The following is a 25401-nucleotide window of genomic DNA, read 5'->3' as shown; positions in this document are numbered from 1 at the left end:
TTCGGTCAGGGTGGAACCAGATCGGGACCCACCCGTTGGACCCAGACCGCCCCCAACCGGCCCACGCTGACCATAAGAGTATGATCTTGAAGCTTCTCCTCCTTTTTCTGGCTGCGATCGCGGCTGCTGTCGTCGTCCTGCGTGTGCTGTTCCCCCTGCCCGATCTGTCGGACCGTCCCGAAAGCACGGCACTCACCACCAGTGCGGACACCGCATTGGCCCAGCGGGTCAATAGCGTCTCGGCGGAGCATCCCGGGAAATCGGGCATCATCCCCCTCCTGAACGGAGGCGATGCGCTGGCGACGCGGCTGGCGCTGGCCGAAGCCGCCGAGGTCTCCATCGATGCGCAGTATTACATCTGGCACGACGATACCTCGGGGATGCTGCTGCTCGACTCGCTCTGGCGCGCCGCAGAGCGTGGGGTGCGCGTCCGGCTCCTGCTTGATGATAACGGCGTGCCGGGAATGGACGCCTATCTCGCTGCACTGAACGCCCATGAAAATTTCGAAATCCGGCTCTTCAACCCCGCCACGATCCGCAGTCCCAAGGGGCTGGGGTATCTGATCGACGGGCTGCGGATGAACCGCCGGATGCACAACAAGTCCTTCACCGTGGATGGCATCACCACCGTGATCGGGGGGCGCAACATCGGAAACGAGTATTTCCAGATTGGGCAAAACAACTTCTTCATTGATATGGATGTCCTCGCCGCCGGTCCCATTGTGGGTGATACGCTGAACAGCTTTGACAGCTACTGGAATGCGCGCTCGGTCTTTGAGGTCGAAAGCATCATCTCCGGTGACGGCGATATGGAGGCGTTCCGTACAGCCGCCGACACCGCCCGCGCGGACGAGGACGTGCAACCCGTCATCAACACCTCCCGCAGCAGTCTCGCGGCCTTTCTCGATGGGCGGGCCACCATGGAATGGACCGAAGTCAGGTTGCTGGCCGACGATCCGGTCAAGGGCCTCGGCAAAGCCACCGACGAGCAGCTGATGATTTCGGGGATGACCGAGATTCTCCGGGGCGCGGAACGGTCCCTTGACGTGGTCTCCGCCTATTTCGTCCCCGGGAAAAAGGGGACTGAACTGTTCTCCAGCCTCGCCGAGGATGGGCGCGAGGTGAGCATCCTGACAAACGCGCTGAACACCACGGATCATCTGGTGGTCCATTCAGGCTACACGAAGTACCGCCGCGATTTGCTGTCCTCCGGAGTCCATCTCTATGAGCTGAAACTGCGGGGCCAGATGCTTGAGGCGGATTTCAACCCGCACCCGTTCGGTCTGTCAGGCGCGGCCCTCCACGCCAAAACCTTTGCCATCGACGAGGATCGGATCTTCATCGGGTCGTTCAACTTCGATCCGCGCTCGGTGCGACTGAATTGCGAGATGGGGTTCCTGATCAACAGCCCGACCATGGCGCAGCAACTGCGCGATATCTTCGAAGGTCCCCTGCCCTTTGTCAGCTATCAGCCGGGACTGACGCCGCGCGAAAAGATGTTCTGGCGCGAGCCGATCGAGGGTCAGGAGCTGCCGGAGATCTATCAGGAAGAGCCCGGCACGAGCTGGGTCAAGCAGATCACCCTCGTCGTTCTGGGCATTCTCCCCATCGAGTGGTTGCTCTGACCCTCACTGATCCGGCAGATAGCGCAGCGCGTCGTCGATCATGACCTGCGTGCCGCGCGCCTGCTCGAGCGTCCAGGGATAAGGTTCGCCCGTCTGCGCAGAGCGGCAGAACGCCTCGACCTGCAACACATACTGATTGACCCCGGGCCAGCGCTCCACCGTCCGCGTGTTGCGCGCCGTCTCCAGAACCAGCTCCGCCTGATCGTAGCGCCCCGCGTTAAACGGCGCGGTCAGGGCCATCACCCCGCTGTCGCCGTGAAACACGACCTCTTGCCGGTCCCAGAGCCGGGTCGAGACCACCGAGTGGAAGGTAAACCCGTCAAAGCGCGCCGTCACCTCGGCAAAGGTATCAAAATCATGTTCCCGCTCCAGCGTCGCGTGCAGGTCCAACGGCTCCTGCCCTGTGGCAAAGCGGGTGGAGCCGAAGGTGTAGACCCCGATATCGCGCAACCCGCCGCCACCCATAGTGGGCTTGTTGCGGACATTTTCAGGGTCGGGATTGTTGTAACTGAACACCGCCTCCACGTGGCGCAAGGTCCCGATGGCGCCCGATGCCAGCAGATCTCTGGCGCGCTGCCACTGCGGGTGATGGACGATCATGTATGCCTCGGCGGCCAGTTTCCCGCTGCTGTCCCGGGCCGCGATCATCACATCGAACTCAGAGGCGGCCATGGCGATGGGCTTTTCGCAAAGAACGTGTTTGCCCGCCTGTAGGGCCTTGAGCACCCACTCCACGTGGAGATGGTTCGGCAAAGGCACATAGAGGGCGTCAATATCGTCCGCTGTCAGCAGCGCCTCATAGTCGGACTCGACGCGCAGTCCCGGCAGGTAGGCCGAAAACGGCGCGGCCTTGGAGGCGTCCCGGGTGGCCAATGCCACCACATGCGCGCCGGCCGCCATATGCAGCGCCGGGGCCATGGTTCGGCGTGCGAAATCCGACGCCCCAACGATTCCCCATCTCAGATCGGCTGCCATCTCACGTTCCCCCGCAAAAGCCACTTTTTCTCTCAGAAGGCTATCGCGCCGGGATGCCCTGCGCCAGCCATACCGGCCAGAGCAGTCACACTAAGAAATTTAGCCAGGTGAGCGCATCAGGCTGCCTCGGCAAGGACCGCCTGCATCCATTCGTCCACAGCCCCGATCTCCTCAGCGCTCATCCGCAGACCGAGCTTGGTCCGGCGCCAGACCACGTCGTCGGCACTCCGGGCATATTCGTGGTCGATGAGCCAGCGGACCTCGGCCTCGGTGAGCGTGCCGCCGAAATCGCGGCCCAGCACAGCGTAGCTGTCCGCCCCCTCGCAGATCTGTCGCGCCTCGGTGCCATATGCCCGGACCAACCGGGCCGCGTGAGCGGGCTCGAGGAACGGGCAGGCGCCCTGCAACTCAGCCACCAGCGCAGGCACCCCGTCCACCGGGAAATCGCCCCCCGGCAGCGCGACACCCGCCGTCCATTTCTCGCCCATCTGGGGGAAATAGGGCTTCAGCTTCACCAAAGCCTGCTCGGCGAGCTTGCGATAGGTGGTGATCTTGCCACCAAAGACATTCAGCAGAGGCGGCTCCATCCCCACCGGCCCGTCAGTCTGGGGCCCCGCGTCGACGCTCAGAACGTAGTCCCGCGTCGCCGCCGTGGCCGATTTCGCACCATCGTCATAAAGCGGGCGCACTCCGGAATAGGTCCAGACGATGTCCTCGGGCGTGACAGCCTGCTCGAAATACTTCGCCGCGAAATCGCACAGATACTGAGCCTCTTCCGGCGTGCATTCCGCTGGCACCGAAGGGTCGTTGCCATGATCTTTGTCGGTCGTTCCGATCAGGGTAAAATCCGTCTCATAGGGGATCGCAAAGATGATCCGCCCATCCTCGCCCTGGAAGAAATACGCCTTGTCGTGGTCGTAGAGCTTCGGCACTACGATGTGGCTGCCGCGCACGAGACGCACGCCCTCGGAGGTGTTCATCCGCACAGTGTTGCGCACCACATTCTCGACCCAGGGACCGCCCGCATTCACCAGTCCGCGCGCCTCTACCGTTTCGCGCTGGCCTGTCGCCACATCTTCAACGGTGATGGACCAAAGGCCCCTCTGCCGCTCTGCAGAAACAACCTTCGAGCGCACCATGATCCGTGCCCCCCGCTGCTCCGCATCCCGGGCGTTCAGCACGACCAGCCGCGAATCTTCCACCCAGCAATCGGAATATTCAAAGGCCTTGGCGAATCTAGACCGCAGGGGCTTGCCCTCCGGCGCGGACGCCAGATCCAGCGTCTTCGTCCCGGGCAGATACTTTCGCCCGCCCATGTGGTCGTAAAGGAACAGGCCCAGCCGGATCAGCCAGGCAGGCCGCCGCCCCTTCATCCAGGGCATCACGGTGCTCAAAAGCCGCGAGGTGGGAGTATCCCCCTCGAACCGCATGTCCGGACTGTAGGGCAGCACAAAACGCATGGGCCAGGAGATATGCGGCATCGCCTCCAAGAGCACCTCCCGCTCGATCAGGGCCTTCTTCACCAGATCGAACTCGAAGAACTCCAGATAACGAAGCCCCCCATGGAACAGCTTCGTCGATTTGGACGAGGTCGCCTCGCCCAGATCCCCCATCTCCGCCAGACAGACCTTCAGCCCCCGACCCTGCGCATCCCGGGCAATCCCGGTTCCGTTGATCCCGCCACCGATCACAAATAAATCGAACGGGCTGCTGCTCTGGGCTGTCATCTGTGAAATCTCCCGGGGTCTCAGGACAGGTGGTTCGCGCTAACGGCGATTACTTGTCCTATGCCCACAGACAGCGCCAAGGGCAAGTCCACACCCCGCGACACCAAGGCGCGGCGAGCATAGACCAACGAAAAAGGGCGGGCCCCGCAGAACTCGCCCCTATCTCTTTGTGTCCGGAAATACCCCGGGGTCCGGGGCAGAGCCCCGGCCTCAGTCAGCTTCCCTCAGCCCAGCTTTTGCAGCAGCGCATTCACGCTGGCCTTTGCGTCGCCATAGAACATCCGCGTGTTGTCCTTGTAGAACAGCGGGTTTTCGATGCCGGAATAGCCCGCCCCCTGCCCGCGCTTGGACACGAACACCTGCTTGGCCTTCCACACCTCCAGCACCGGCATCCCTGCGATGGGGCTGTTCGGATCGTCCTGAGCGGCCGGGTTCACGATGTCATTGGACCCGATCACGATGACCACATCCGTCTGCGGGAAATCCTCGTTGATCTCGTCCATCTCCAGCACGATGTCATAGGGCACCCGCGCTTCGGCCAGAAGCACGTTCATGTGCCCCGGCAGACGACCGGCAACGGGGTGGATGGCAAAGCGCACCTCTTTGCCATCACCGCGCAGCTTGTTGGTCAGCTCGGACACAGCCTGCTGCGCCTGCGCCACGGCCATGCCGTAGCCCGGCACGATGATCACGCTGTCGGCTTCTTTCAGCGCGTCGGCCACACCATCGGCATCGATGGCGATCATCTCGCCTTCTACTGCCTGTTGCTCGCCGCCACCGCCGCCGAAGCCGCCAAGGATCACGCTGACAAAGTTCCGGTTCATCGCCTTACACATGATGTAGCTCAGGATCGCACCCGATGAGCCCACCAGAGCGCCCACCACGATAAGGAGGTCATTGCCGAGGCTGAAACCGATCGCCGCCGCCGCCCAGCCCGAGTAGCTGTTCAGCATCGACACCACCACCGGCATATCGGCGCCGCCGATGCCCATGATCAGGTGATAGCCGATGAACAGCGCGGCCAGCGTCATCAGGATCAGCGGGAACCAACCACCGGTGTTGGTGTACCAGATCAGGGTCAGCAGCGAGATCGCCGCCGCGCCCGCGTTCAGGGCATGACCGCCGGGCAGCTTTTTCGCCTTGCCGTCGACCTTACCCGCGAGCTTGCCATAGGCGATCAGCGAGCCGGTAAAGGTGATGGCACCGATGAACACGCCGAGGAACAGCTCGACCTTCAGGATCGAGATCTCCACGGGCTCCTTTTTGGCGATGAGCGCGGCAAACCCTTCCAGAGCCTTCCGCCCCGTCTCGTCCATGGCCATGACCCGGCCCAGCTCGATATGGGCGTTAAAGCCCACGAACACCGCCGCGAGACCCACCAGAGAGTGCATCAGGGCGACCAGTTCCGGCATTTGCGTCATCTGCACCCGCTGGGCGAGCTGGACACCGATCACGCCGCCAAGCGCCACCATGATGATTGACACGAACCACAGGCCAGAGCCCGGGCCAATGAGCGTCGCCACCACGGCCAGCGCCATGCCGGCAATGCCGTACCACACGGCGCGCTTGGCGCTTTCCTGGCCCGACAACCCGCCCAGTGCGAGGATGAAGAGCACTGCTGCAACCACATAGGCTGCTGTCGTAAATCCGAATTCCATGTGTCTGTTCCCCTTACGACTTCTGGAACATGGCCAGCATGCGCCGGGTCACCATGAAACCGCCAAAGATGTTCACACCCGCCATAAAGACCGACAGTGCCGCGAGCAGGATCACCAGGAAGGATCCCGAGCCGATCTGCATGAGCGCCCCGAGGATAATGATCGAGGAAATCGCGTTGGTGATCGCCATCAGCGGTGTGTGCAGCGAGTGGGCAACGTTCCAGATCACCTGGAAGCCCACGAACACCGCCAGCACGAAGACGATGAAGTGCTGCATGAAGCTCGCCGGAGCCACGAGGCCCACGCCCAGCAGCAGAATAGCGCCCACGGCGATCAGGGTCACCTGTTGCTTGGTCTGCGCCTTGAATGCGGCCGCTTCGGCGGCTTTCTTCTCTTCGGGCGTCAGCTCCTTGGGCTTTTCCTTCTTCTGCGCCGCGATCGCCTGAATTTTTGGCGGCGGTGGCGGGAAGGTCACGCCCCCTTCATGGGTGATGGTCGCGCCGCGGATCACGTCGTCTTCCATGTCATGCACGATCTGGCCGTCCTTTTCGGGGGTCAGGTCGGTCAGGAAGTGACGGATGTTGGTCGCGTAGAGGTTGGAGGACTGCTTGGCCATCCGGCTGGGGAAATCCGTGTAGCCGACAATCGTCACGCCATTGTCGGTGACAATTTTCTCGTCCATGACGGTGAGCTTGCAGTTGCCACCCTTCTCGGCGGCGAGGTCCACGATCACCGAGCCCGGCTTCATCGCGGCGACCATGTCCGGCGTCCAGAGCTCGGGCGCCTCACGGTTCGGGATCAGCGCAGTGGTGATCACAATATCCATATCGGGGGCCAGTTCGCGGAACTTCGCCAGCTGCGCCTCGCGGAATTCGGGGCTGGAGACCGAGGCGTACCCGCCCGTGGCCGCACCGTCCTGCTGCTCTTCCTCGAAATCCAGATAGACGAACTCGGCACCCATGGATTCGACCTGCTCGGCCACTTCGGGCCGCACGTCGAAGGCATAGGTCACAGCGCCCAGCGAGGTCGCGGCGCCGATGGCAGCCAGACCGGCCACACCTGCCCCGACGACGAGGATCTTGGCCGGGGGGACCTTACCGGCGGCGGTCACCTGCCCGGTCATGAAGCGGCCAAAATTATTCGCCGCCTCGATCACAGCACGGTAGCCCGCGATGTTCGCCATCGACGACAGGGCGTCCATCTTCTGGGCCCGGCTGATGCGCGGCACCATATCCATGGCCACCAGTGTTGCACCGCGTTCTGCCGCGCGCTTCATCAGGTCTTCGTTCTGCACAGGATAGAAGAAGGAGATCAGCGTCTGCCCTTCGCGCAGCTGGTCGACCTCGGCCTCAGAGGGCGGGCGGACCTTGCCGATCACATCGGCGGCGGCGAAGACCTCTGCCGCGCTGTTCAGCACTTCGACACCCGCATTGCGGTAGTCATCATCTGAGATATCAGCCGCCGCGCCCGCGCCAGCCTCCACCACACAGGTATGGCCGAGCTTGACGATCCGCTCCGCCGAATCCGGCGTAAGCGCGACGCGGGCCTCCCCGTCATATGTTTCCTTTATGACACCGAATTTCATTCTGTGCTGACTCCTTCAATTGTTGATATCCCTGTAGCGTGAGCAATTTTATTGCGCAACCGGCAGGGATATCAGACCCAACGTCGGACCTGATGTGACCACGTGTCGAAACTGTCGCCGAACCCCTCTCGCAACCTGCTCTCTTCCGGACGGATGAAGCGCCAGGAAATCACCGCCATAAAGACCGGCACGAGGATCAGAGCGAGCAGATTGCCCCACCACAGGACCGCGCCCGTCAACACCAATGCGTCGCCGAGATAGATCGGATTGCGGCTACAGCGGAACGGCCCCGAGGTCACCAGAGCGTCCGGCTGCTGATGCGGGATGACCGTCGTGCGGGCCCGGATCATTGTGACGGCGGCCCAGACCATGAGTGCCAGCCCGAGCAGGATCAGCCCCTGCCCGACCCGGTCCCAGACCAGCTCCGAGACAACCGGAGGCATATCACGGAGCGCACCGGCCAGAACCAGGCACAATCCGAGCCACACAGGCGGCACATCGAGCCATTTCAACATCCGGCACCCTCCGTTTCCCTCTGTGCTCATCCGAGCGGTCATGCTTTGCTAAGCTAGACTAAAACGAGGAGACCGCCATGCCCGATCTGTCCCAACGCCACGCGCTTGTCACCGGGGGTGCAACGGGGATTGGCCTTGCCATCGCCCGCACGCTTGCAGAGGCCGGCGCCCAGGTGACCATCACCGGGCGCAATGCCGAGCGGCTGGCCGAGGCCGGAGACGCCCATGGGTTGCACCCCATGACCATGGATGTCACCGATGAGACGGCCGTGGTCACCAACATTGCTGCGGCTGTCGCGGCCCGGGGTCCGGTCCAGATCTGCGTCGCCAATGCGGGCATCGCCGAAGGGCGCAACCTGCTGAAAACCGATCTCGATTTCTGGCGGCAAATCATGGCCACCAATCTTGACGGTGCATTCCTGACCATCCGCGAGTGCCTGCGCAGCATGGGTCAAACCGACTACGGGCGCGTCATTGCCATCAGCTCTATTGCCGGTATCAGGGGCCTGAAGGGGGCACCCGCCTATACGGCGTCAAAACACGGACTCATTGGCCTGATCCGGGGGCTGTCCGAGGATTATCTGGGGAAACCGATCACCTTCAACGCTCTGTGCCCCGCCTATGTGGACACGGATATCGTCCGCCGGAACATCACCGCGATCAGTCAGCGCGCTGGAATCAGAGAGGACGAGGCTCTCGGCCTGATGGTCGCCCAGAACCGCCACGGCAGACTCCTCGGCTCAGATGAAGTCGCCGCCGCCGCGCTGTGGCTCTGCGACCCGGCCAGCGGATCGGTCAACGGTCAGTGCATCGACATCTCGGGCGGTCAGTCTTGAGCCAAACGCATCCCGTTCTGCGGTCCGCCGGGATGGCCGATTTATCCGGGCTGGGATGGTTGTTCCAAAGCGCCGTGATCGAAGGCGCTTCACCAAAATACACCGCCCGCCAGCTCAGGGCGTGGGCTGGGCAGCGCCAGCCACCGTCCTGGCTATCCTCGACCCTCAGATCCGGTCGGACGCGGATCGCTGGACCGAAACTCCGGGGATTTCTCACCGCTCGCACCGACGGATATCTGGCGCTGTTTTTCGTATATCCCTCCGAGCGCGGAGGGCCGGTGGCGCCCGCGCTCTATAACGACTGCGCGCGCTGGTGCGAGCGATCTGGCGTCCCGCAAATGTCCGCCCATGCAAGCCACCTCCTGCGCCCGTTTCTGGAGCGGCGCGGCTGGACCACAGTCCGGACCGAGTGCGTGCTCCGGCGCGGCCAGCGAATCGAACGATTCTTTATGCTGAGCAGGACTCGCGCGGTCCCCACTTCGGCAGCACCCCGAGACAGCATTTTGAAAGGATGCGAAACCGACCGGTCAGCGAGAGACCCACTCTCGCACCGCATCTCCGAACGCCTCGAATAGCGCCCGCGACACCGGATTCGCAGCAGCCTGATATTCAGGATGCCACTGCACCGACAGCGTAAAGCCCGGCGCGTCCGCGACAAAGGCCGCCTCGGGCGTGCCATCATCGGCCCAGCCGTCAATGACAAACCGCTCGCCCGCCTCGATCACCCCCTGACCGTGCAGCGTGTTGGTCATCACCACGTCCGACCCCATCAGTTTATGAAACGGCCCGCCTTCCGCAAACCGCACCTCGTGGCGCAGCGCAAACTTCTCCTCGATGGTCCCGTCGGGCGGCATCCGATGATTCATCCGCCCCGGCAACTCCCGGATCTCAGGATGAAGGGTCGAGCCCATGGCCACCGCAACCTCCTGAAAGCCCCGGCAGATCCCCAGAAACGGCTGCCCCCGCTCCACCAGCGCCCGGATCAAGGGCAAGACCACCTGATCCCGGGGACGGTCGAACTCCCCATGGGCCTCCGTCTCTGGGTGACCGTATTCCTCAGGATGGACGTTTGGCCGTCCGCCTGTGAACAGGAAGCCATCAAACCGCTCCAGCAGCTCAGGTACAGGCAAAAAACGCGGATCGGACGGCAGAATCACCGGCAGCGCGCCGCTCACCTCCGAGATCGCCTCGGAATTCATCAGCCCACCGCCATGGATCTCATAGCTGTCATTGATCAGATGCCTGTTGCCGATAATGGCCACCAATGGTCGCCCCATGGCGTCTCTCTCCTCGCACACGTCACATCCCAATAACGCCCCCGCCACCCCGTCCACAAGCTACCCCCTCTTTGTGTCGGAAAAATACCCGAACGCGAGGATCTTAACCCTTGGGACGCCCAGCCCGGCACCGGTCGCTGCAATACTTCACCTCGTCCCAAACCTCCCGCCACTTCTTCCGCCATGTGAATGGCCGCCCACAGGTCGCACAGATCTTAGTAGGCAAATCGCCCTTGCGCACCATTTTGCCGCTTCGTGCCATGTCAGCCTCCGGGATCCGCTTGAGCTTGGACGCTCCGCAAGACATGGTTGCGCCGAAGCGCTCCCCACGGAGCCATTTCGATTTTTATCCGACGGAGCCCTCCATGGACAATCCCGCGCCGATCCGCCTCGCCGATTACCAGCCGCCCGCTTTTCTGGTTGATAAGGTCTCCCTCACCTTCCGCCTCGCGCCCAATACCACGCGGGTGCTGTCGCGCATCGCTTTTCGCCGCAATCCCGATGGACCCGGCGGACCGCTGAAACTCGACGGGGACAAGCTCACACTGATCTCCGCGCAGATTGACGGCACCCCGATTACGCCGACGCTCACCGGGACAGGCCTTGAGATCGACGCGCCGGACGCCTTCACGTGGGAGGCCGAGGTCGAGATCGACCCCGAGGCCAACACCACGCTCAACGGCCTCTACATGTCGAACGGCATGTATTGCACCCAATGCGAGGCCGAGGGATTCCGCCGGATCACCTATTACCCGGACCGCCCGGACGTCATGGCGCCGTTCGAGGTCCGCATTGAGTCCGACCTGCCCGTCCTGCTGTCCAATGGCGAGGAAATCGAGCGCGGCGATGGCTTTGCTCTCTGGCACGACCCCTGGCCCAAGCCCGCCTATCTCTTCGCCCTCGTTGCGGGCGAACTGGTCGCCCGTTCCGACCGCTTTCGCACCATGGAGGGTCGCGATGTGGCGCTGAACATCTGGGTGCGACCCGGTGATGAGGACCGCTGCGATTACGCCATGGACGCGCTGAAACGTTCGATGCTCTGGGACGAAGAGGTTTATGGCCGCGCCTATGATCTGGACGTATTCAACATCGTGGCCGTGGATGATTTCAACATGGGCGCTATGGAAAATAAGGGGCTGAACATTTTCAACTCCCGCCTTGTCCTCGCCTCGCCGGAGACCGCCACCGATGCCGACTACCAGCGCATCGAATCGGTGATCGCCCATGAGTATTTCCACAACTGGACCGGGAACCGGATCACCTGTCGGGACTGGTTTCAGCTGTGTCTGAAGGAAGGTCTAACCGTCTATCGCGATCAGCAATTCTCCGGCGACGCGCGCAGTCACGCGGTGCAGCGGATTGAAGATGTGCAGATGCTCCGCGCGCGCCAGTTCCCCGAGGATGCAGGCCCCCTCGCCCATCCGGTTCGGCCCGAGAGCTATGTGGAGATCAACAACTTCTACACCGCAACCGTCTATGAAAAGGGTGCCGAGCTAATCGGAATGCTGCGGGTTCTGATCGGGGACGCGGCGTGGCAACAGGGCTGCAAGCTCTATTTTGAGCGCCATGACGGGCAGGCCTGCACCATCGAAGACTGGCTGAAGGTGTTCGAGGACGCCTCAGGCCGGGCCCTGTCTCACTTCGCCCGCTGGTATCATCAGGCGGGCACGCCGCGGCTCAGCGTCTCATCCCGGCATGAAGCTGGTGAGCTGATCCTCACCTTGGCCCAGGAGACCCGTCCGACCCCCGGCCAGCCGGAGAAATCGCCCCTGCACATGCCGATCCGCATTGGCGCCATCGCGCCAGATGGGCAGGAGGTGGTGGCTGACACAGTGCTGGAACTGACCGAGGCCAAGCAGGAATTTCGCCTGCCCTGCCAAACGCCCGAAGCCGTCCCCTCGGTTCTGCGCGGCTTTTCCGCGCCGGTGATACTCGACCAGCCGCTCTCCACCGCCGACAAGGCGCTGCTGCTGGCCCATGACACCGACCCTCTTAGCCGTTGGGACGCGGGTCGCAGTTTGGGCAAGGAAGCCCTGATGGCGATGATCCTCGACGATGCCGCACCCGACCCCACCTATCTCGACGCGCTGGGTAAGGTGCTCTCGGACATGGATCTGGACCCTGCTTTTCAGGCGCTGGTGCTGGCCCTACCCTCGGACGAAGACATGGCGCAAACCCTTGCTGAGGGCGGCGCGACCCCCGATCCGCTCCGGATCGAGGCAGCCCGCGTCGCACTCTCGACCGCCGTCGCCGGACAACACCGCGACACACTCGCCAACATCCATGACAGCCTGGCCCCAACCGGACCGTTCAGCCCCGATGCTGGTGACGCGGCGAAGCGGTCGCTTCGAAACGCAGCACTTGCGTTGCTGACGCGGATTGATAACGGCGACCGGGCCCGGGCGCAGTTCGACACCGCCAGCAACATGACCGATAGCCTTGCCGCACTGACCTGCCTCTTGCGGATTGGCGACGGCGTGACCGAAGCCGAGACTTTCCGCAAACGCTGGCAAAGCGACCGGCTGGTGATGGACAAATGGTTTGCGCTGAAGGTCGGCACCGCGCCCGGAGAAACCGGCGTCGGCATCGCACGAGAGCTGGCCGATGATCCAGACTTCACCTGGAAGACCCCCAACCGCTTCCGCGCCGTGGTTCACGCGCTAGGTGCGAATCACTCGGGTTTCCATGCGGGCGACGGATCGGGCTACGCGTTTGTCGCCGAGTGGATCCTGCGCATGGATCCGGTCGTGCCGCAGGTGGCCGCGCGGACCATGACGGTGTTCCAGACGTTCCGCCGCTACGACGCGGACCGCAAAGCCCTCGCGGAGGCGGCCTTGCGTCGGATTTCAGAGGCCGCCACCCTGTCGCGCGATACCGGTGAAATGGTCCGGAGGATCCTCGAAAGCTGACACGGCAAAGTTGATCCCGGAGATGTGAAATTTTACACATTTCTTGCCTTTTCGCTCCCGAGACACCAAAACGTGCTGAGCAAATGCAAGTGGGTGAGCCATGACCATAAAGGATCGGATTGACGAGCAGATCGTCGAACGCGCCGCGTGGCTCGACCAGCCGGGGCCTGCCGTGGCGGCGGCGCGCCGGGTTCTGCACAAGATGCTGAGCTATGACAAAACAATCGCTCTGGCCAACGAGATGGAGGACTGGTCCGGGGATGCAATGATGACTCGTCTGGGTCACATGCTCGCCCGTGACGTGGAGGTCACAGGCTTTGATCGGATCCCGCGTCACGGCGGCGCGCTCATGGTGTGTAACCACCCGACAGGCATCGCCGACGGAGTGGTGCTGTATCATCTGCTGCGCGAGGCGCGGCCCGATCTGTTCTTTTACGCCAATTCCGACATCCTGAAGGTGGTTCCGCAACTGGAGGTGATGATCGCTCCGGTCGAATGGCGCGAGGACAAGCGCAACCACGCGAAAATGCGCGAGACCATGGCCTATACGCGCAAGGCGATGAATGAAAACCGGCTTGGGATTATCTTCCCGTCAGGGCGTCTGGCGAAACGGCGGGGCCTGCGCCTTTATGAGCGACCCTGGATGACGTCAGCGGCGATGATCGCGCGTAAGTTTGACGTGCCGATCATCCCGGTGAACATCCGTGCACGCAATTCGGCGCTGTTCTATCTGTTTGATTTCATTCATCCATCGTTGCGTGACATCACTCTGTTCCACGAGACGCTGAATAAGGCCGAGCAGCCCTATCGGGTGACGGTAGGCGACCCAATTTCGCCCTCCGCACTTTCGAAAGACGCAGATGCCTCCATCGAATTGCTCCGCAAGGCGACCCTGTCGCTGGGCGGGCGTCACGCGCCCGAAGTGTCGTTGGTCGATATGACCCGGCGTCCCAGCTGGGTGTCTGGCTCGTCCTGAGCGTTACCCCGCATCAGTCAGCTCAACATCAAGCGGTTGCGGTCCGTAGATCTCGATCTCTGCAACAGGACGCGGAACCGGACGCGGGCTGGCCGTGAGCTGGCAGTAATGCTGACCGCGCACCCATTTGCGAATATCGCGCCGTGCGCCGGGCTTGCGCATGGGCGCCCAATCCGCCGCGACCCCGGACCAGCGGGGCGAGCGGGCATGGACAACCCCGTCCCGGGGAATCGTCTTCGACAGGATCCGGATGGCGCAGGACAGGTTCGCGCTGCCGTCTTTCAGCGCCGCCCCGTTCTGGGCCCGACAGCCGAAATGGCGCGCCGTGGTGGGCCAGATCTGCATCAGCCCGTACCACTGCCCCCCACCCACGGCGCGAGGATTCCAGGTGCTTTCGTATTTCGCGACACCGGACAACAAACCGACCCAGAATGCCCGGCGCGCCGCGTCCGAGGCGTGCTCGTAGCCGGGGCACCACTGGGCGATGTCACGGGGCACCGTCCGCACGAGACTTCTCCCGTGGGTTTTCAGAGCCTGCAACGCGGCGCGGCTCCAGTCATCCGCCTCGCTCCGGTGATCCCATCGGGTCACAGGGATGAAGTCCGGGGCGGGGCGGGGTTTCGGGCGCACCTCTTCGGCCCAGATCGGGCCTGCGAGTATCGAGAGAATCGCCAAGAGGGTACGCATAACGTCAAACTATAAAGAAAGAGGCGCTAACAACAAGTTAGCACCTCCGTCTCTTTATCGCGTCTGCCTCAGACCGGCTGACAGTAGTCCTGCGCGCGGGTCCATGCGGACATCTCGGCGCGCTTGGCGCTGCTGTGGAACGGCCCCCAATCGCGCATTCCGCGATTGACCGTTCCGCGCTTGGACACCTGCTTGGCTGCAATACGCACGCCGCAGCTCAGGTTGGCTTCGGGGTTCTTCAGGGCCTCGCCGCTCTGGGCGCGACAGTTATAGGCGCGGGCCGTGCGCGGATCGATCTGCACCAGACCGTACCACAGCCCACCGCCACCAACAGCCTCGGGGCGCCAGGTGCTCTCATGCTTGGCCAGTGCGGAAAACAGCCCGGCCCAGAAAGCTGCGCGATTCTCACGGGTTTGAGTCGTGTAGCCCGGGCACCAGGTCGCAATGTCCGCAGGGACCATGGAGGGCAGAACTGCGCCGTGGCTGTCCAGCGCGTTCAGGGTCGCGCGGGTCCAGTTTTCGCCATTGGGCCGGAAATCCCACCGCATGACGGGGGTCTGCTCGACGGCAGGCGACTCCGGTTCGGGGGCCTCGGTCGTCGTGGTCAGGTCCGCGCAGGCGGACAGGGCAAGCAAGCTCAGCGAGAGAATCAAACGTCGCATGGAAACCTATAGGGCAGCACCGACAGTGTGGCCGGCGGATCGGTATGTAGTTGAGCCGTCCCGCCCCTGCCTACCCTGTCCAGATGGGATCGGCGGTCTCCTGCCAGTGACGTAAGGGAGCGATCGGCGGTCCGCCGCCGCTTGCGCAAATGACGAAGGGGCGCTACCTCCCACAGCCGAACCGTTCGCCACAGGAGCCAGCCCAGATGCTCGATCTGACCTATGAGCCGCCGAAGCCCAAAGTGATTCAGGGCGCCAAAGAAGACTGGGAGCTGGTTATCGGCCTTGAGGTGCACGCGCAGGTCGCCTCGAATGCCAAGCTGTTCTCCGGCGCCTCGACGAAATTCGGCGCCGAGCCAAACTCGAACGTGGCCTTTGTGGATGCGGGTATGCCGGGCATGCTGCCGGTGATCAACGAGGGCTGCGTGGCTCTGGCGGTGAAAACCGGGCTGGGGCTGAAGGCAGGGATCAACCTGCGCTCGGCCTTCGACCGCAAGAACTACTTCTATCCCGACCTGCCGCAGGGCTACCAGATCAGCCAGCTCTATGAACCCATCGTCGGCGAAGGCGAAGTGATCGTCGATATGGGCCCCGGCGTGGCGCGGCGGGTGCGGATCGAGCGCATTCATCTGGAGCAGGACGCGGGCAAGTCGATCCACGACATGGACCCGTCCATGTCCTTTGTGGACCTCAACCGCACCGGCGTGGCGCTGATGGAGATCGTTTCCCGCCCCGACATTCGAGGCCCCGAAGAGGCCGCCGCCTATGTGGGCAAGCTGCGCCAGATCCTGCGCTACCTCGGCACCTGCAACGGCGACATGCAGAACGGCAACCTGCGGGCCGATGTGAACGTCTCGGTCTGTCGTCCCGGCGATTACGAGAAATATCAGGAAACCGGAGATTTCTCCCATCTGGGTACGCGCTGCGAAATCAAGAACATGAATTCCATGCGCTTTATCCAGCAGGCCATCGAGATCGAGGCGCGGCGCCAGATTGCCATCGTCGAGGATGGCGGCGAGGTGGTGCAGGAGACCCGGCTCTTTGACCCCGACAAGGGCGAGACCCGCTCCATGCGGTCGAAGGAAGAAGCCCACGACTACCGCTACTTCCCCGATCCCGACCTTCTGCCGCTAGAAATCGAGCAGGCCTGGGTGGACGAGATCGCTGCGTCGCTCCCCGAACTGCCGGATGAGAAGAAGACCCGCTTTGTGACAGAGTACGGCATGACCGAATATGACGCGGGGGTGCTGACGGCTGAGGTCGAGAATGCCGCGTTCTTTGAAGAGGTCGCGGCAGTCTCAGGCGACGGCAAACTCAGCGCCAACTGGGTGATCAACGAGCTGTTTGGCCGGTTGAAGAAAGAGGACCACGACATCACCGAAAGCCCCGTCTCGGCGGAGCAACTGGGGAAAATCGTGTCCCTGATCAAGGCCGGTGACATCTCCGGCAAGATCGCCAAGGACCTGTTCGAGATCGTCTATTCCGAAGGCGGCGATCCAGCCGTGATCGTCGAATCCCGCGGCATGAAGCAGGTGACCGACACCGGCGCCATCGAGGCCGCTGTGGATGAGGTGATTGCCGCCAACCCGGCACAGGTGGAAAAGGCGCAGGCCAACCCGAAACTCGCGGGCTGGTTCGTGGGTCAGGTGATGAAGGCCACCGGCGGCAAGGCGAACCCCGGCTCAGTTAACCAGATCGTGAAGGAAAAGCTAGGTCTGTAACCCAAGACTTGAGAAAACGTTGAAAATTAACTAGGCCTTTTTACTCTGTGCAAAGCCGGGGACGTTCAATGTTTATTCATCTTGGGATGCAAAAGACCGGATCTAAAGCGATTCAAACTTTCTGCACCAATAACGCATTGATGTTGCGCGAATTTGATCGTGTGTATCCAACCAAACTGTCCGGCGGTGTCTGGCATCAGGACATATTCGAGCGGTTTGGTCCGCGCCATAAAAATCGGCTGGCGCAGTTGTCAGAGGGGCCGTATCGACCGGTTCTGTCTTATGAGACCGGATATCTGGCGGACGCGGATATGTGTCGAAAGATCACTGCGGGACACGAGGCGGTCGACCTGATGCTCGTCGTGCGGCATCCCGTGAAATGGCTGAATTCCTGGCGCAACCAGATGCTGAAGTCTCACCGGACCACCATCGATGACTTCAGAAACGCCGGACCCACGAACGCCGAGGTGTTCCGATTCTTCGATCTGACGACCCATATTGCCCGATGGAAGGCCAACGCGTCAGTGTCGTCTGTGAATATCGTGGAGTACGGCGCTGACGATCTGATCGACACCTTCCTCGACTGGATTGGTGTCGGGCGCGACAGACGAGGAGATTTTCAGAAGAACGTAAGCGACCCCAATCGGTCCCTGAACCTCGACGGATTGCGGCTGTTGCACGAAGTCAAAACCCGGCTGGAAGGCGCACCGTTTTCCGCTCTTGAGCGGTCTGTGACACACTCATTGCGTGCGATTCGCAATGGAGCTCTGGACTCGTCGGACAAGCAATCCACGTTTTTGCTGACAGAGGACGACGTCTCCGCGATCAACGGCGATTGGCTCCCGGTTCTGAACGAGACACTTGAAGCGTTGGACGCAGGCTTTGCGTTCGAACCGTTCGAGATGACTGCCGGGCACATGCAAGCTGCGGATCTTTCGGCCACCGAACCGGTTCGCACCGTCGCAGATGCGATACTGCCAGATCTGTTCCTGAACTAACCCGCGTCGATCGACAGCGCGTGGATGCGCGCCATGAGTTCCTTGCCAATGGCGTCATGCACCGCGCGGTGGCGTGCAATGCGGCTGAGATCACCAAGCCCGCCCCCACGGATCCGGACTGCAAAATGGCTCTCGCCCTCCGCGGGAGCCCCCGCATGGCCCGCATGCATCGCCGACTGATCCTCCACATCAAGTTCTGTCGGCTGAAACGCGGCATCGAGCCTTGATTTAATCTTATCTGCGACACTCATGCGTCATTCCCCTCTTTCACTCTCGCCATAAAAGTCTAGACTGTCGCCCCGGAATGAATAAGGAGCCCGGTATGGTCAAGAATGACCCGTTCGGTTTCGACATCAGCGTATCCTCCGCCAAGAAGAGGAATCCGCGAGGCAGAAGAGGCATGTCCGGTGCCTTCGAAACCTCGATGCGGGTTTGCGAGCATGAGGGCTGCGAAGAAAAAGGCCTCTATCGAGCGCCCAAGTCGCCCGACCACCTCGACGAGTATCTCTGGTTCTGTAAGGAGCATATTCGCGAATATAATCTGAAATGGAACTTCTTTAACGGCTCGACCGAAGAAGAGTTCGACGAACAGATCTCCAAGGATCGGGTCTGGGGCCGCGAGACGAAGCCCTGGCGCGATGACGAACAGCGTGCCTGGGCGCGGCTGGGTGTGGATGACCCGCATCAGGTGCTGGGCACCAATGCCACCCGCAATCCGGGTAAGGCCACCGGTGGCTCGACCCGTCGTCTGCCGCCCAAGGAACGAAAGGCTCTGGAGATCCTCGATGTCAGGGACACCGCGACGAAGCCGGAGATCCGCAAAGCCTACAAGGCGCTGATCAAGGTTCTTCACCCCGACATGAACGGCGGTGATCGCGGACATGAAGAGCAGCTGAACGAGGTCGTGTGGGCCTGGGATCAGATCAAGGACAGCCGGAACTTTACCGGCTGAGACCACCATTCCGGAGCCACAGCGCTCCGGAACTAACGTAACGGCACTGGACACGGTGCCCCCCGGCATGGGACCAACGCGCAACGGAATCAACGGAACGCGCCCATGCCCCACACGCTCATCTCCCGGACCCATATTTCCGGTTTCAGGGGCGTCGTGGCCCGATGACCGAAAAATCCAACCTCCAGCCGCAATTGCGCCGCGTGGGCGTGGACGGTCTGCTCGTGACCTTTGGCGACCGCCTCAGCGAAGCCGCTAACCGTGCCGCTCTGGCTTTTCGCGCCGCTATTGAGAGCGCCGATTTGCCGGGATGCGAGGAAACCTCGACCTCTCTCACATCGACCTATTTGCGCTTTGATCCGCTGGCCTGCCCCCACGCCCGCATCGAAGCAGATCTGCAAGCGCTCATCGCCTCGCAGGACTGGTACGCTGCGCCCCTGCCCCGGGGCCGCCGCCTCTGGTATATCCCCACAGTCTTCGGCACCGACCTCGCGCCGCAGCTCGACGAAGCAGCCGCCATGGCCGGGATGAGCCCCGAGGAGGCGATCCGCTCGATTTCCGAGACGCGGGTCCGTGTGCAGACCATCGGGTTCGCCGCCGGGCAGCCTTATCTGGGAGAACTGCCTGCCGAGTGGGACATCCCGCGCCAGACCAGCCTCACCGCAAAAGTCCCCGTAGGCGCCCTGACGGTCGCGATCCGGCAATTGGTGCTGTTCGCTGTTTCGACCCCCACGGGTTGGCGCCATATCGGGCAAACAGCGTTTCGCGCGTTCCGACCCGAGAGCAACACGCCCTTCGTGCTCAGCCCCGGCGACGAGGTGCTGTTCGAGCAGATCTCGCCCGAGACCTACCACGCCATGCCCGCCGGCGAAGACGGCGCCCGTTGGGAGAAGCTGTCATGAGCCGCAGCCTGATCATTCGTCGAGCGGGTCCGATGATGACCGTGCAGGACCCGGGGCGTCCCGGCTATCTCGGGCGCGGCCTGTCCCGCGGAGGGGCTGCTGACCGGCTGGCACTTGCCGAAGGCGCGGCGCTGCTGGAGCAATCGGGAGACCTCGCAGCGCTGGAAATGGCGGGGGCAGGCGGCGTGTTCGAGGCCGCATGTGACCTGCGCATCGCTCTGACCGGTGCGCCCATGCGGGCCGAGATCGATGGCGCGGCGATTGCGTGGAATGCCAGTCACCTCTTGCCCAAGGGCGCGAAACTCAGCATCGGTGGCGCCCTCTCCGGCACCTATGGCTATCTGCATCTGGGCGGCGGGATCTCGACACCGGAGATGCTGGGATCGCGGTCCGTGCATCTGGCGGCGGGTCTCGGCGCCCCCTGCGCGGTGGGCGACACCCTGCCCGTCGGCCACGACGCGGATCCCGCTGCCGTGGGCTACAAGCTCACGGTCGCCGATCGTTTTGCCGGTGGCACCGTGCGCATCGTGCCGAGCCTGCAGACCGGCTTCTTCTCCGAGGCCGAACGGACACGCTTTGTCCAGACCGCGTTCCGGCGCGACATGCGCGGCAACCGGATGGGCGTACCTCTGGTGCTGGACGGGGACGGTTTTGCCAGTGATGGCGGCCTCTCGGTCTTGTCCGAGGTGATTACCCCCGGCGACATCCAGATCACCGGCGATGGCACGCCGTTTGTGCTCTTGTCGGAATGCCAGACGACAGGCGGTTATACCCGGATCGGGACCGTCCTGCCCGCCGATCTGCCCCGCGTTGCACAGGCCCGTTCCGGCGCCTCGCTGCGCTTTGCCTTCGTGGCGCTGGATGAGGCCGTGCGGGTCGAGGAGACGGAGGCCACCCGGAAAAAGGCCTTGCGCCAGAGCCGCGAGCGGTTGATCCGACGCCCAGAGGAGATGCGCGATCTGCTCTCCTACTCCCTCATCGGTGGCGTCACCAAGGGCGACGATCTGGAGCGGCGCTGAGTCTCAGCGCCCGGCAACCTGACGGATTTTCGCGACTTCTTCGGGCCGGTAGGGTGTGCCCTCGGCATCGAAGAGGTCGTGAAACCAGACCGAGCGGTCCGCGTGCCCGCCATGGAGCCTGACCAGTTCCGCAGGCCAGGGCAGATTGGTCTGGGTGCGCCCCTGCACGAGGCCCCACTGAAAGCACCCCACGCCGCGCTCCCGGAACAGGTCCAGCTGATCGTCGATCACGCTGCCAATGGGGCGCGCCATCCATTCTGTGCACAGCATTGGCCGGTCGTGCTGCGCCAGATGATCAATGAACCGCGCCACATGGGGCGCATCCCAATAAGCGTGAAAGGTGATGATGTCCGATAGCTCCAGCGCGATGCGGTCGGCCTCGGTCTGGTAGGGATCTGCGTCAGAGCCCGGCTCGGGGGTGACCCAGGCACCGACGGTCAGCGGCTGCATTGGGTCCTCGTCCCTTGCCCAACGAAAACTGTCACGCATCAGGCGCAGGCTGGCCGGGGTAAAGTCCGGCTCATAGGTCCCATACCCGTCAGCGGAAAACATCATCCGATTGCCGGGTTCGTTGTAGAGATCCCAGAACAGAACACGCGGATCATCGCGAAAGCTTCCGACGACCTCTCGCACATAGGCGCCAAAACTGGCCCATTCGCTGCCATCCAGCAGCGCCGCGCGGCCGGGACTCGCCACGGCGCGGCTGTTATGGACGTCCGGAACCGGGTCGGGCTGGGCCCCATAGACCGGCTCAAACCCGCCGAAGCCGCAGTCGTCAAAGGGACAGATCACGACGCCGAGACCCCGGTCCGCCGCCGCCCTGACGAACCAGCGCAGACGCTCCATCAGACCGTCCGCATCATGTTTCCACACAAGATAATGCAGATTGATGCGGACCGCGTTGAACCCCGCCTCGCCCGCCCAGACTAGCTCGCGCGAGATGGTGTCCCGGTCGAACGTCTCGGGGTGCCACATCTCAAGGAAATTCACCGCAGAGGACGGCAGGTAGTTGAACCCGCAGACCCAGCCAAGCTCCGCCCACCACGCTTGCGCGCGCTCGATGCTCCATCTCGTCATGGAATGATCCCCGGCAAGGCCCGGTCCGACCGACATGGCCGGGCCGGGCGTGTCGTTCTTAGCGATCCAGTTGATCCTGAACCTCGATCTGCGCATCGGCCAGCGCGTCATCCACCGATTTGCCGGTCAGCCAGATGGCCTGCAGCTCACGGTTCAGCACGTCCTGGATGGCGCCGTAGCGTTCGGACGGGGGGGTGTCGCGGGCGATCTCAGCGGTCCCGGCATATTCCGAGCGGTGGGGCAGCGCGGCATAGTCGTCGCTCTCCAGCACGGAGGTCCGAACCGCCATGTGACCGGTGCGGGCCCAGTCGATATTGTGGTCGTTGATAAAGGCCAGAACCTTCAGTGCAGCCTCTTTCTTCTCGCCCTCCAGCGTAGAGGGAACCGCCCACATATGGCTGTCCGCCCAGGTGGCGCCGGTCTCGAACAGCGTCGGGAAATCAGCCGCGTAGTAGGTATCGAGAGCGACCTCTTCCTTGGCGGCTTCGGCGGTGTAGAAATCCACCACCCAGGTGCCGTTCACGAGGATCGCCGCTTCGCCATTCAGGAAGGACTGCTGGCTGTCCGCGTAGTTCAGCTGAGGATCGGCCAGTTCGGCATCGAAGAGCTGAGTGATCGCGGTGATCGCGTTGCGCGCCGCCTCGCTGTCCACTGTGGCGTTGCCGTCCGCGTCAAAGATGTTGGCGTTCTGCTGCCACATCATCGCCAGCACCAGCCGCACCCCAATGGGGAACTGGGCGAAATCGGCGGCGAGGTAGTTCTGACCGGTGGCGTCTTTGACCTTCTGCGCGTGCTCCAGCATCTCTTCGGGCGAGCTGGGCAGCATCGGCTTGCCGTCTTCGACCAGACCGGCCTTCTCCATCAGTTCCATGTTCACGTGCCAGAGATTGGCATGGAAATCCATCGGCACGCCGTAAACGCCATCCTCATAGCTCACAGCAGCGAGAGCGTTTTCGCTCCAGTCGCCGGAGTCGATGCCCACGCCCTCCAGATCGCCGGAAATCTCGCCCAGCGCACCGAGACCCGCGAATTCCGGCACCCGGTGGCGGTGCATGACGAAGACATCCGGGGGCGTGCCACCTGCAAAGGCGGCCTTCAGCTGGTCATAATAATTGCCCCAATCGGTGGGCAGGGTCTCGACGGTCACGCCGTCAATCTGCTCGCTCGCCGCGTTGATGATCGACTGGATAATGCACGCCTCGCCGACGCTGGCTTTGGTGTCGGTCCCGGCATCCTCGCAGGCACCGAAGAAGCGCGCCAGCGAGATATCCGTGGCCATCGCGGGGCTCATCAGACAGGTCGCCATGGCGGCGGTCATCAGGAATTTTTTCATCGTTTTCCTCCCTTTGGGTTGTCGTTTGATTTGGGTCAGCCTTTGCTTCCGCCGACGGTCATGGCCTGCACCACGTAGCGCTGGAAGATCAGGAACAGCACCACCACCGGCAGCGAAGCGATCACGCCGGAGGCCATGACCCGCCCCAGCCCCTCGGACTGGGCAAAGTTCGACTGGATCGAAGCAAGGCCGAGGGTAATGGTGAAATAATCGCGCTTTTGCGCCGATACGAGCGGCCACAGATAGTCGTTCCACGCATAGAGAAACGTCAGGATGGCCAGGGTCATCATGGCCGGGCGGGCCAACGGCAGCATCACATGCCAGAAAATCGCCAACCATCCCACCCCATCAATGCGGGCCGCTTCTTCGATGTCCTTCGGGATTGCGCGGAAGAACTGCATCATCAGGAACACGCCGATCGGCACCGCCATGCGCGGCAGGATCAGCGCGTGGTAGGAGTTATGCCAGCCGAGATCAGCGAACATGGTGTAAAGTGGGATGAACACCGCTTGCTCCGGCACCATAAGGCCGATGAGGCAGAGCACCATGACCGGGGTTTTCAGTGGAAAATCGAGCCGTGCCAATGCGTAGCCTGCCGTTGTTGAGACCGCGAGCACCCCCAGCGTCATGCCCAGCGCCACGATAACGGAGTTCAGGAACCACAGCGGCGTCTGGCCAAAGGCGAACAGCGCGGCGTAATTCTCGGTGGTGAATGGGATCGGGACCAGCCCCAGTGCAGTGCTCGACGTGGTTCGCGCCAGCACCTCATTGGGTTGAAGCGACAGGGACACCATCCAGAGGGTCGGCACCAACCAGATAAAAGCCGGGATGGCGAGAAGCGTGACGAGCCAGTAGTAACCGCGGTTCTGCATCAGTCCTTCTCCCGGCCAAGCACGAATTGCAGGATCGAAAAGCCACCCATTATAACAAAGAGGAACACCGCCATCGCCGAGGCGCGCCCCAGCTCGCTGTCGCGGAAGGCCGTCTGGTAGATGTAGCGGACCAGCACCTGCGTTGTGTCGTTGGGCCCGCCCTGCGTCATCAGGTGCGATTGCCCAAAGACCTGAAAGTGCAGGATGATTTGCAGGACGATCACAAGGGTGATGGTGCGCTTCAGGTTTGGCAGAGTGATGTGCCAGAACGCTTTCATCCCCGTCGCATTGTCGAGGGCAGCGGCCTCATAAAGGTCCTTGGAGATGTCTTGCAGGCCCGCGAGGAACAGGATCATCGCGATCCCGAGACTCCACCAGACCGTGGTGATCACAATCGCCGCCATGGCAAACCGTTCATCCGTCAGCCACACGATGGGCGAGCCGCCGAACAACTCGGTGATGTTGGCGATCAGGCCCTGACGCGGGGAGAACATGATCTGCCAGATCAGCGTGACCACGGTGACGGACAGCACCTGTGACAGGAAAAACAGCGTCCTGAGCACCGACATGGCGCGGGTTTCACGGTTCAGCGCAGCGGCCAGCAACAGTGCGGAGATGGTGACACCCGGCACCGCCAGCGCCACAAAGACCAGCGTATTGCCCACTGTCGGCCAGAAGCGGCGGTCGTACCAGCGCCCGCCTTCGCCCGGATGGAAGCCCGGCAAGACGAACAGCAAGAGCGCCGCGATGCCCAATGCGATGGCCGTCGCACGGCTGACCCGCGCGGTGCGCCCGAGCCACAGGGCCGCGCCGATGCCGATCAGACCGAGGATTTGTAGAACCGGGGCAGCGAAGGCGCCCCAGGTGATCCCCTTGCCCCACATGACCCGCTCGTAATTGCGCAGGCCCACATATTCCTTTGCATCGGGGTTAAAGGCGACTTCGAGCAGGTTCCAGTCATGCAGGCTGATCCAGACGCCCTTGAAAAACGGATAGACCAGAAACAAACCGTAGACGGCAAGGAACGGGCTGATGAGGATCAGGGCCGCTCCGGTTTCGCTCAAACCTCTCCGTCCGGATGTCTGCTGTCCCACG

24 protein-coding genes are annotated in these 25401 nt (G+C 62.7%); 10 read left to right on the top strand and 14 right to left on the bottom strand.

From position 1 onward, the window contains the following. Positions 1-80 precede the first annotated feature (80 nt). The gene (locus FEV53_RS00585) at positions 81-1625 is read left to right on the top strand and encodes a phospholipase D family protein (protein ID WP_142832869.1); all 1545 of its coding nucleotides are present in this window, start codon (positions 81-83) and stop codon (positions 1623-1625) included. A gap of 3 nt (positions 1626-1628) precedes the next feature. Here FEV53_RS00585 and FEV53_RS00580 read toward each other — a convergent pair whose 3' ends face one another. The 5 genes from FEV53_RS00580 to FEV53_RS00560 all read right to left on the bottom strand — a co-directional run bounded on the left by FEV53_RS00580 (position 1629) and on the right by FEV53_RS00560 (position 8085). Continuing rightward, the gene (locus FEV53_RS00580) at positions 1629-2600 is read right to left on the bottom strand and encodes a Gfo/Idh/MocA family protein (RefSeq protein WP_142832868.1); all 972 of its coding nucleotides are present in this window, start codon (positions 2598-2600) and stop codon (positions 1629-1631) included. Positions 2601-2716: 116 nt separating this feature from the next. Next, positions 2717-4327: a glycerol-3-phosphate dehydrogenase gene (glpD, locus tag FEV53_RS00575; RefSeq protein ID WP_142832867.1), complete on the bottom strand. Its 1611-nt coding sequence runs from the start codon at positions 4325-4327 to the stop codon at positions 2717-2719. Between the two features lie 224 nt (positions 4328-4551). Then, a complete protein-coding gene (locus FEV53_RS00570; protein ID WP_142832866.1) occupies positions 4552-5985 on the bottom strand; it encodes an NAD(P)(+) transhydrogenase (Re/Si-specific) subunit beta in 1434 nt (477 codons plus the stop codon). A gap of 13 nt (positions 5986-5998) precedes the next feature. Continuing rightward, a complete protein-coding gene (locus tag FEV53_RS00565; RefSeq protein ID WP_142832865.1) occupies positions 5999-7570 on the bottom strand; it encodes a Re/Si-specific NAD(P)(+) transhydrogenase subunit alpha in 1572 nt (523 codons plus the stop codon). A gap of 71 nt (positions 7571-7641) precedes the next feature. Next, positions 7642-8085: a methyltransferase family protein gene (locus tag FEV53_RS00560; RefSeq protein ID WP_142832864.1), complete on the bottom strand. Its 444-nt coding sequence runs from the start codon at positions 8083-8085 to the stop codon at positions 7642-7644. 77 nt (positions 8086-8162) lie between these two features. On the opposite strand from FEV53_RS00560, the gene FEV53_RS00555 reads away from it, so the two are divergent. Further along, on the top strand, positions 8163-8921 hold the full coding sequence (locus FEV53_RS00555; protein WP_142832863.1) for an SDR family NAD(P)-dependent oxidoreductase: 759 nt from the start codon (positions 8163-8165) through the stop codon (positions 8919-8921). Between the two features lie 32 nt (positions 8922-8953). Continuing rightward, positions 8954-9496 carry a GNAT family N-acetyltransferase gene (locus FEV53_RS22070; RefSeq protein WP_142832862.1) on the top strand — a complete coding sequence of 181 codons (543 nt, stop codon included), beginning with the start codon at positions 8954-8956 and terminating at the stop codon, positions 9494-9496. Here the strand turns inward: FEV53_RS22070 and FEV53_RS00545 are convergent. Beyond that, positions 9449-10198 (bottom strand): gamma-glutamyl-gamma-aminobutyrate hydrolase family protein, encoded by a 750-nt coding sequence (locus FEV53_RS00545; RefSeq protein WP_142832861.1) that lies wholly within the window; start codon positions 10196-10198, stop codon positions 9449-9451. The two genes, FEV53_RS22070 and FEV53_RS00545, sit on opposite strands and share 48 nt — an antisense overlap. A 103-nt stretch (positions 10199-10301) precedes the next feature. Next, positions 10302-10442, bottom strand: a complete 141-nt coding sequence (locus tag FEV53_RS00540) for a DUF2256 domain-containing protein (RefSeq protein WP_142832952.1) — start codon at positions 10440-10442, stop codon at positions 10302-10304. A 121-nt stretch (positions 10443-10563) separates the two neighbouring features. Here FEV53_RS00540 and pepN point away from each other — a divergent pair, with 121 nt between their 5' ends. Beyond that, positions 10564-13107 (top strand): aminopeptidase N, encoded by a 2544-nt coding sequence (gene pepN, locus FEV53_RS00535; protein ID WP_142832860.1) that lies wholly within the window; start codon positions 10564-10566, stop codon positions 13105-13107. Positions 13108-13207: 100 nt separating this feature from the next. Continuing rightward, on the top strand, positions 13208-14083 hold the full coding sequence (locus FEV53_RS00530) for a 1-acyl-sn-glycerol-3-phosphate acyltransferase (RefSeq protein ID WP_142832859.1): 876 nt from the start codon (positions 13208-13210) through the stop codon (positions 14081-14083). 3 nt (positions 14084-14086) lie between these two features. On the opposite strand, the gene FEV53_RS00525 is transcribed toward FEV53_RS00530, so the two are convergent. Continuing rightward, complete coding sequence (locus FEV53_RS00525) at positions 14087-14770, bottom strand: transglycosylase SLT domain-containing protein (protein ID WP_142832858.1); 684 nt, start codon at positions 14768-14770, stop codon at positions 14087-14089. Between the two features lie 68 nt (positions 14771-14838). Next, a complete protein-coding gene (locus FEV53_RS00520) occupies positions 14839-15432 on the bottom strand; it encodes a transglycosylase SLT domain-containing protein (RefSeq protein WP_142832857.1) in 594 nt (197 codons plus the stop codon). Positions 15433-15638: 206 nt separating this feature from the next. Here FEV53_RS00520 and gatB point away from each other — a divergent pair, with 206 nt between their 5' ends. Both gatB and FEV53_RS00510 read left to right on the top strand, forming a co-directional pair. Further along, a complete protein-coding gene (gatB, locus tag FEV53_RS00515; protein ID WP_142832856.1) occupies positions 15639-17153 on the top strand; it encodes an Asp-tRNA(Asn)/Glu-tRNA(Gln) amidotransferase subunit GatB in 1515 nt (504 codons plus the stop codon). A 140-nt stretch (positions 17154-17293) separates the two neighbouring features. After that, positions 17294-18151, top strand: coding sequence for a hypothetical protein (locus tag FEV53_RS00510; protein WP_185962035.1), 858 nt, complete (start codon positions 17294-17296; stop codon positions 18149-18151). On the opposite strand, the gene FEV53_RS00505 is transcribed toward FEV53_RS00510, so the two are convergent. Beyond that, positions 18148-18402, bottom strand: coding sequence for a BolA family protein (locus FEV53_RS00505; RefSeq protein WP_142832854.1), 255 nt, complete (start codon positions 18400-18402; stop codon positions 18148-18150). The two genes, FEV53_RS00510 and FEV53_RS00505, sit on opposite strands and share 4 nt — an antisense overlap. Positions 18403-18473: 71 nt before the next feature. On the opposite strand from FEV53_RS00505, the gene FEV53_RS00500 reads away from it, so the two are divergent. The 3 genes from FEV53_RS00500 to FEV53_RS00490 all read left to right on the top strand — a co-directional run bounded on the left by FEV53_RS00500 (position 18474) and on the right by FEV53_RS00490 (position 21024). Beyond that, positions 18474-19103 (top strand): J domain-containing protein, encoded by a 630-nt coding sequence (locus FEV53_RS00500; RefSeq protein ID WP_142832853.1) that lies wholly within the window; start codon positions 18474-18476, stop codon positions 19101-19103. A 164-nt stretch (positions 19104-19267) separates the two neighbouring features. Continuing rightward, positions 19268-20005 (top strand): 5-oxoprolinase subunit B family protein, encoded by a 738-nt coding sequence (locus FEV53_RS00495; RefSeq protein WP_142832852.1) that lies wholly within the window; start codon positions 19268-19270, stop codon positions 20003-20005. After that, a complete protein-coding gene (locus FEV53_RS00490; RefSeq protein ID WP_142832851.1) occupies positions 20002-21024 on the top strand; it encodes a 5-oxoprolinase subunit C family protein in 1023 nt (340 codons plus the stop codon). Before FEV53_RS00495 ends, FEV53_RS00490 begins: the two co-directional genes overlap by 4 nt. A gap of 3 nt (positions 21025-21027) precedes the next feature. Here the strand turns inward: FEV53_RS00490 and FEV53_RS00485 are convergent, their stop codons facing one another. From FEV53_RS00485 to FEV53_RS00470, 4 genes are read right to left on the bottom strand one after another with little or no spacing between them, the layout of a single operon-like run. After that, entirely contained in the window at positions 21028-22101 is a 1074-nt protein-coding gene (locus FEV53_RS00485; RefSeq protein ID WP_185962034.1) for a glycoside hydrolase 5 family protein, read from the bottom strand. 58 nt (positions 22102-22159) lie between these two features. Next, a complete protein-coding gene (locus FEV53_RS00480; protein WP_142832849.1) occupies positions 22160-23434 on the bottom strand; it encodes an extracellular solute-binding protein in 1275 nt (424 codons plus the stop codon). A 35-nt stretch (positions 23435-23469) separates the two neighbouring features. Continuing rightward, positions 23470-24306: a carbohydrate ABC transporter permease gene (locus tag FEV53_RS00475; RefSeq protein WP_142832848.1), complete on the bottom strand. Its 837-nt coding sequence runs from the start codon at positions 24304-24306 to the stop codon at positions 23470-23472. Then, positions 24306-25400, bottom strand: coding sequence for a carbohydrate ABC transporter permease (locus FEV53_RS00470; RefSeq protein ID WP_221931561.1), 1095 nt, complete (start codon positions 25398-25400; stop codon positions 24306-24308). Before FEV53_RS00470 ends, FEV53_RS00475 begins: the two co-directional genes overlap by 1 nt. Position 25401 lies beyond the last annotated feature (1 nt).

It is taken from the genome of Palleronia caenipelagi (assembly GCF_007004065.1).
GTDB classification, from domain to species: domain Bacteria; phylum Pseudomonadota; class Alphaproteobacteria; order Rhodobacterales; family Rhodobacteraceae; genus Palleronia; species Palleronia caenipelagi.
The sequence above is the reverse complement of the archived record's forward strand: the minus strand, read 5'-3'. Positions and strand labels throughout refer to the sequence as shown.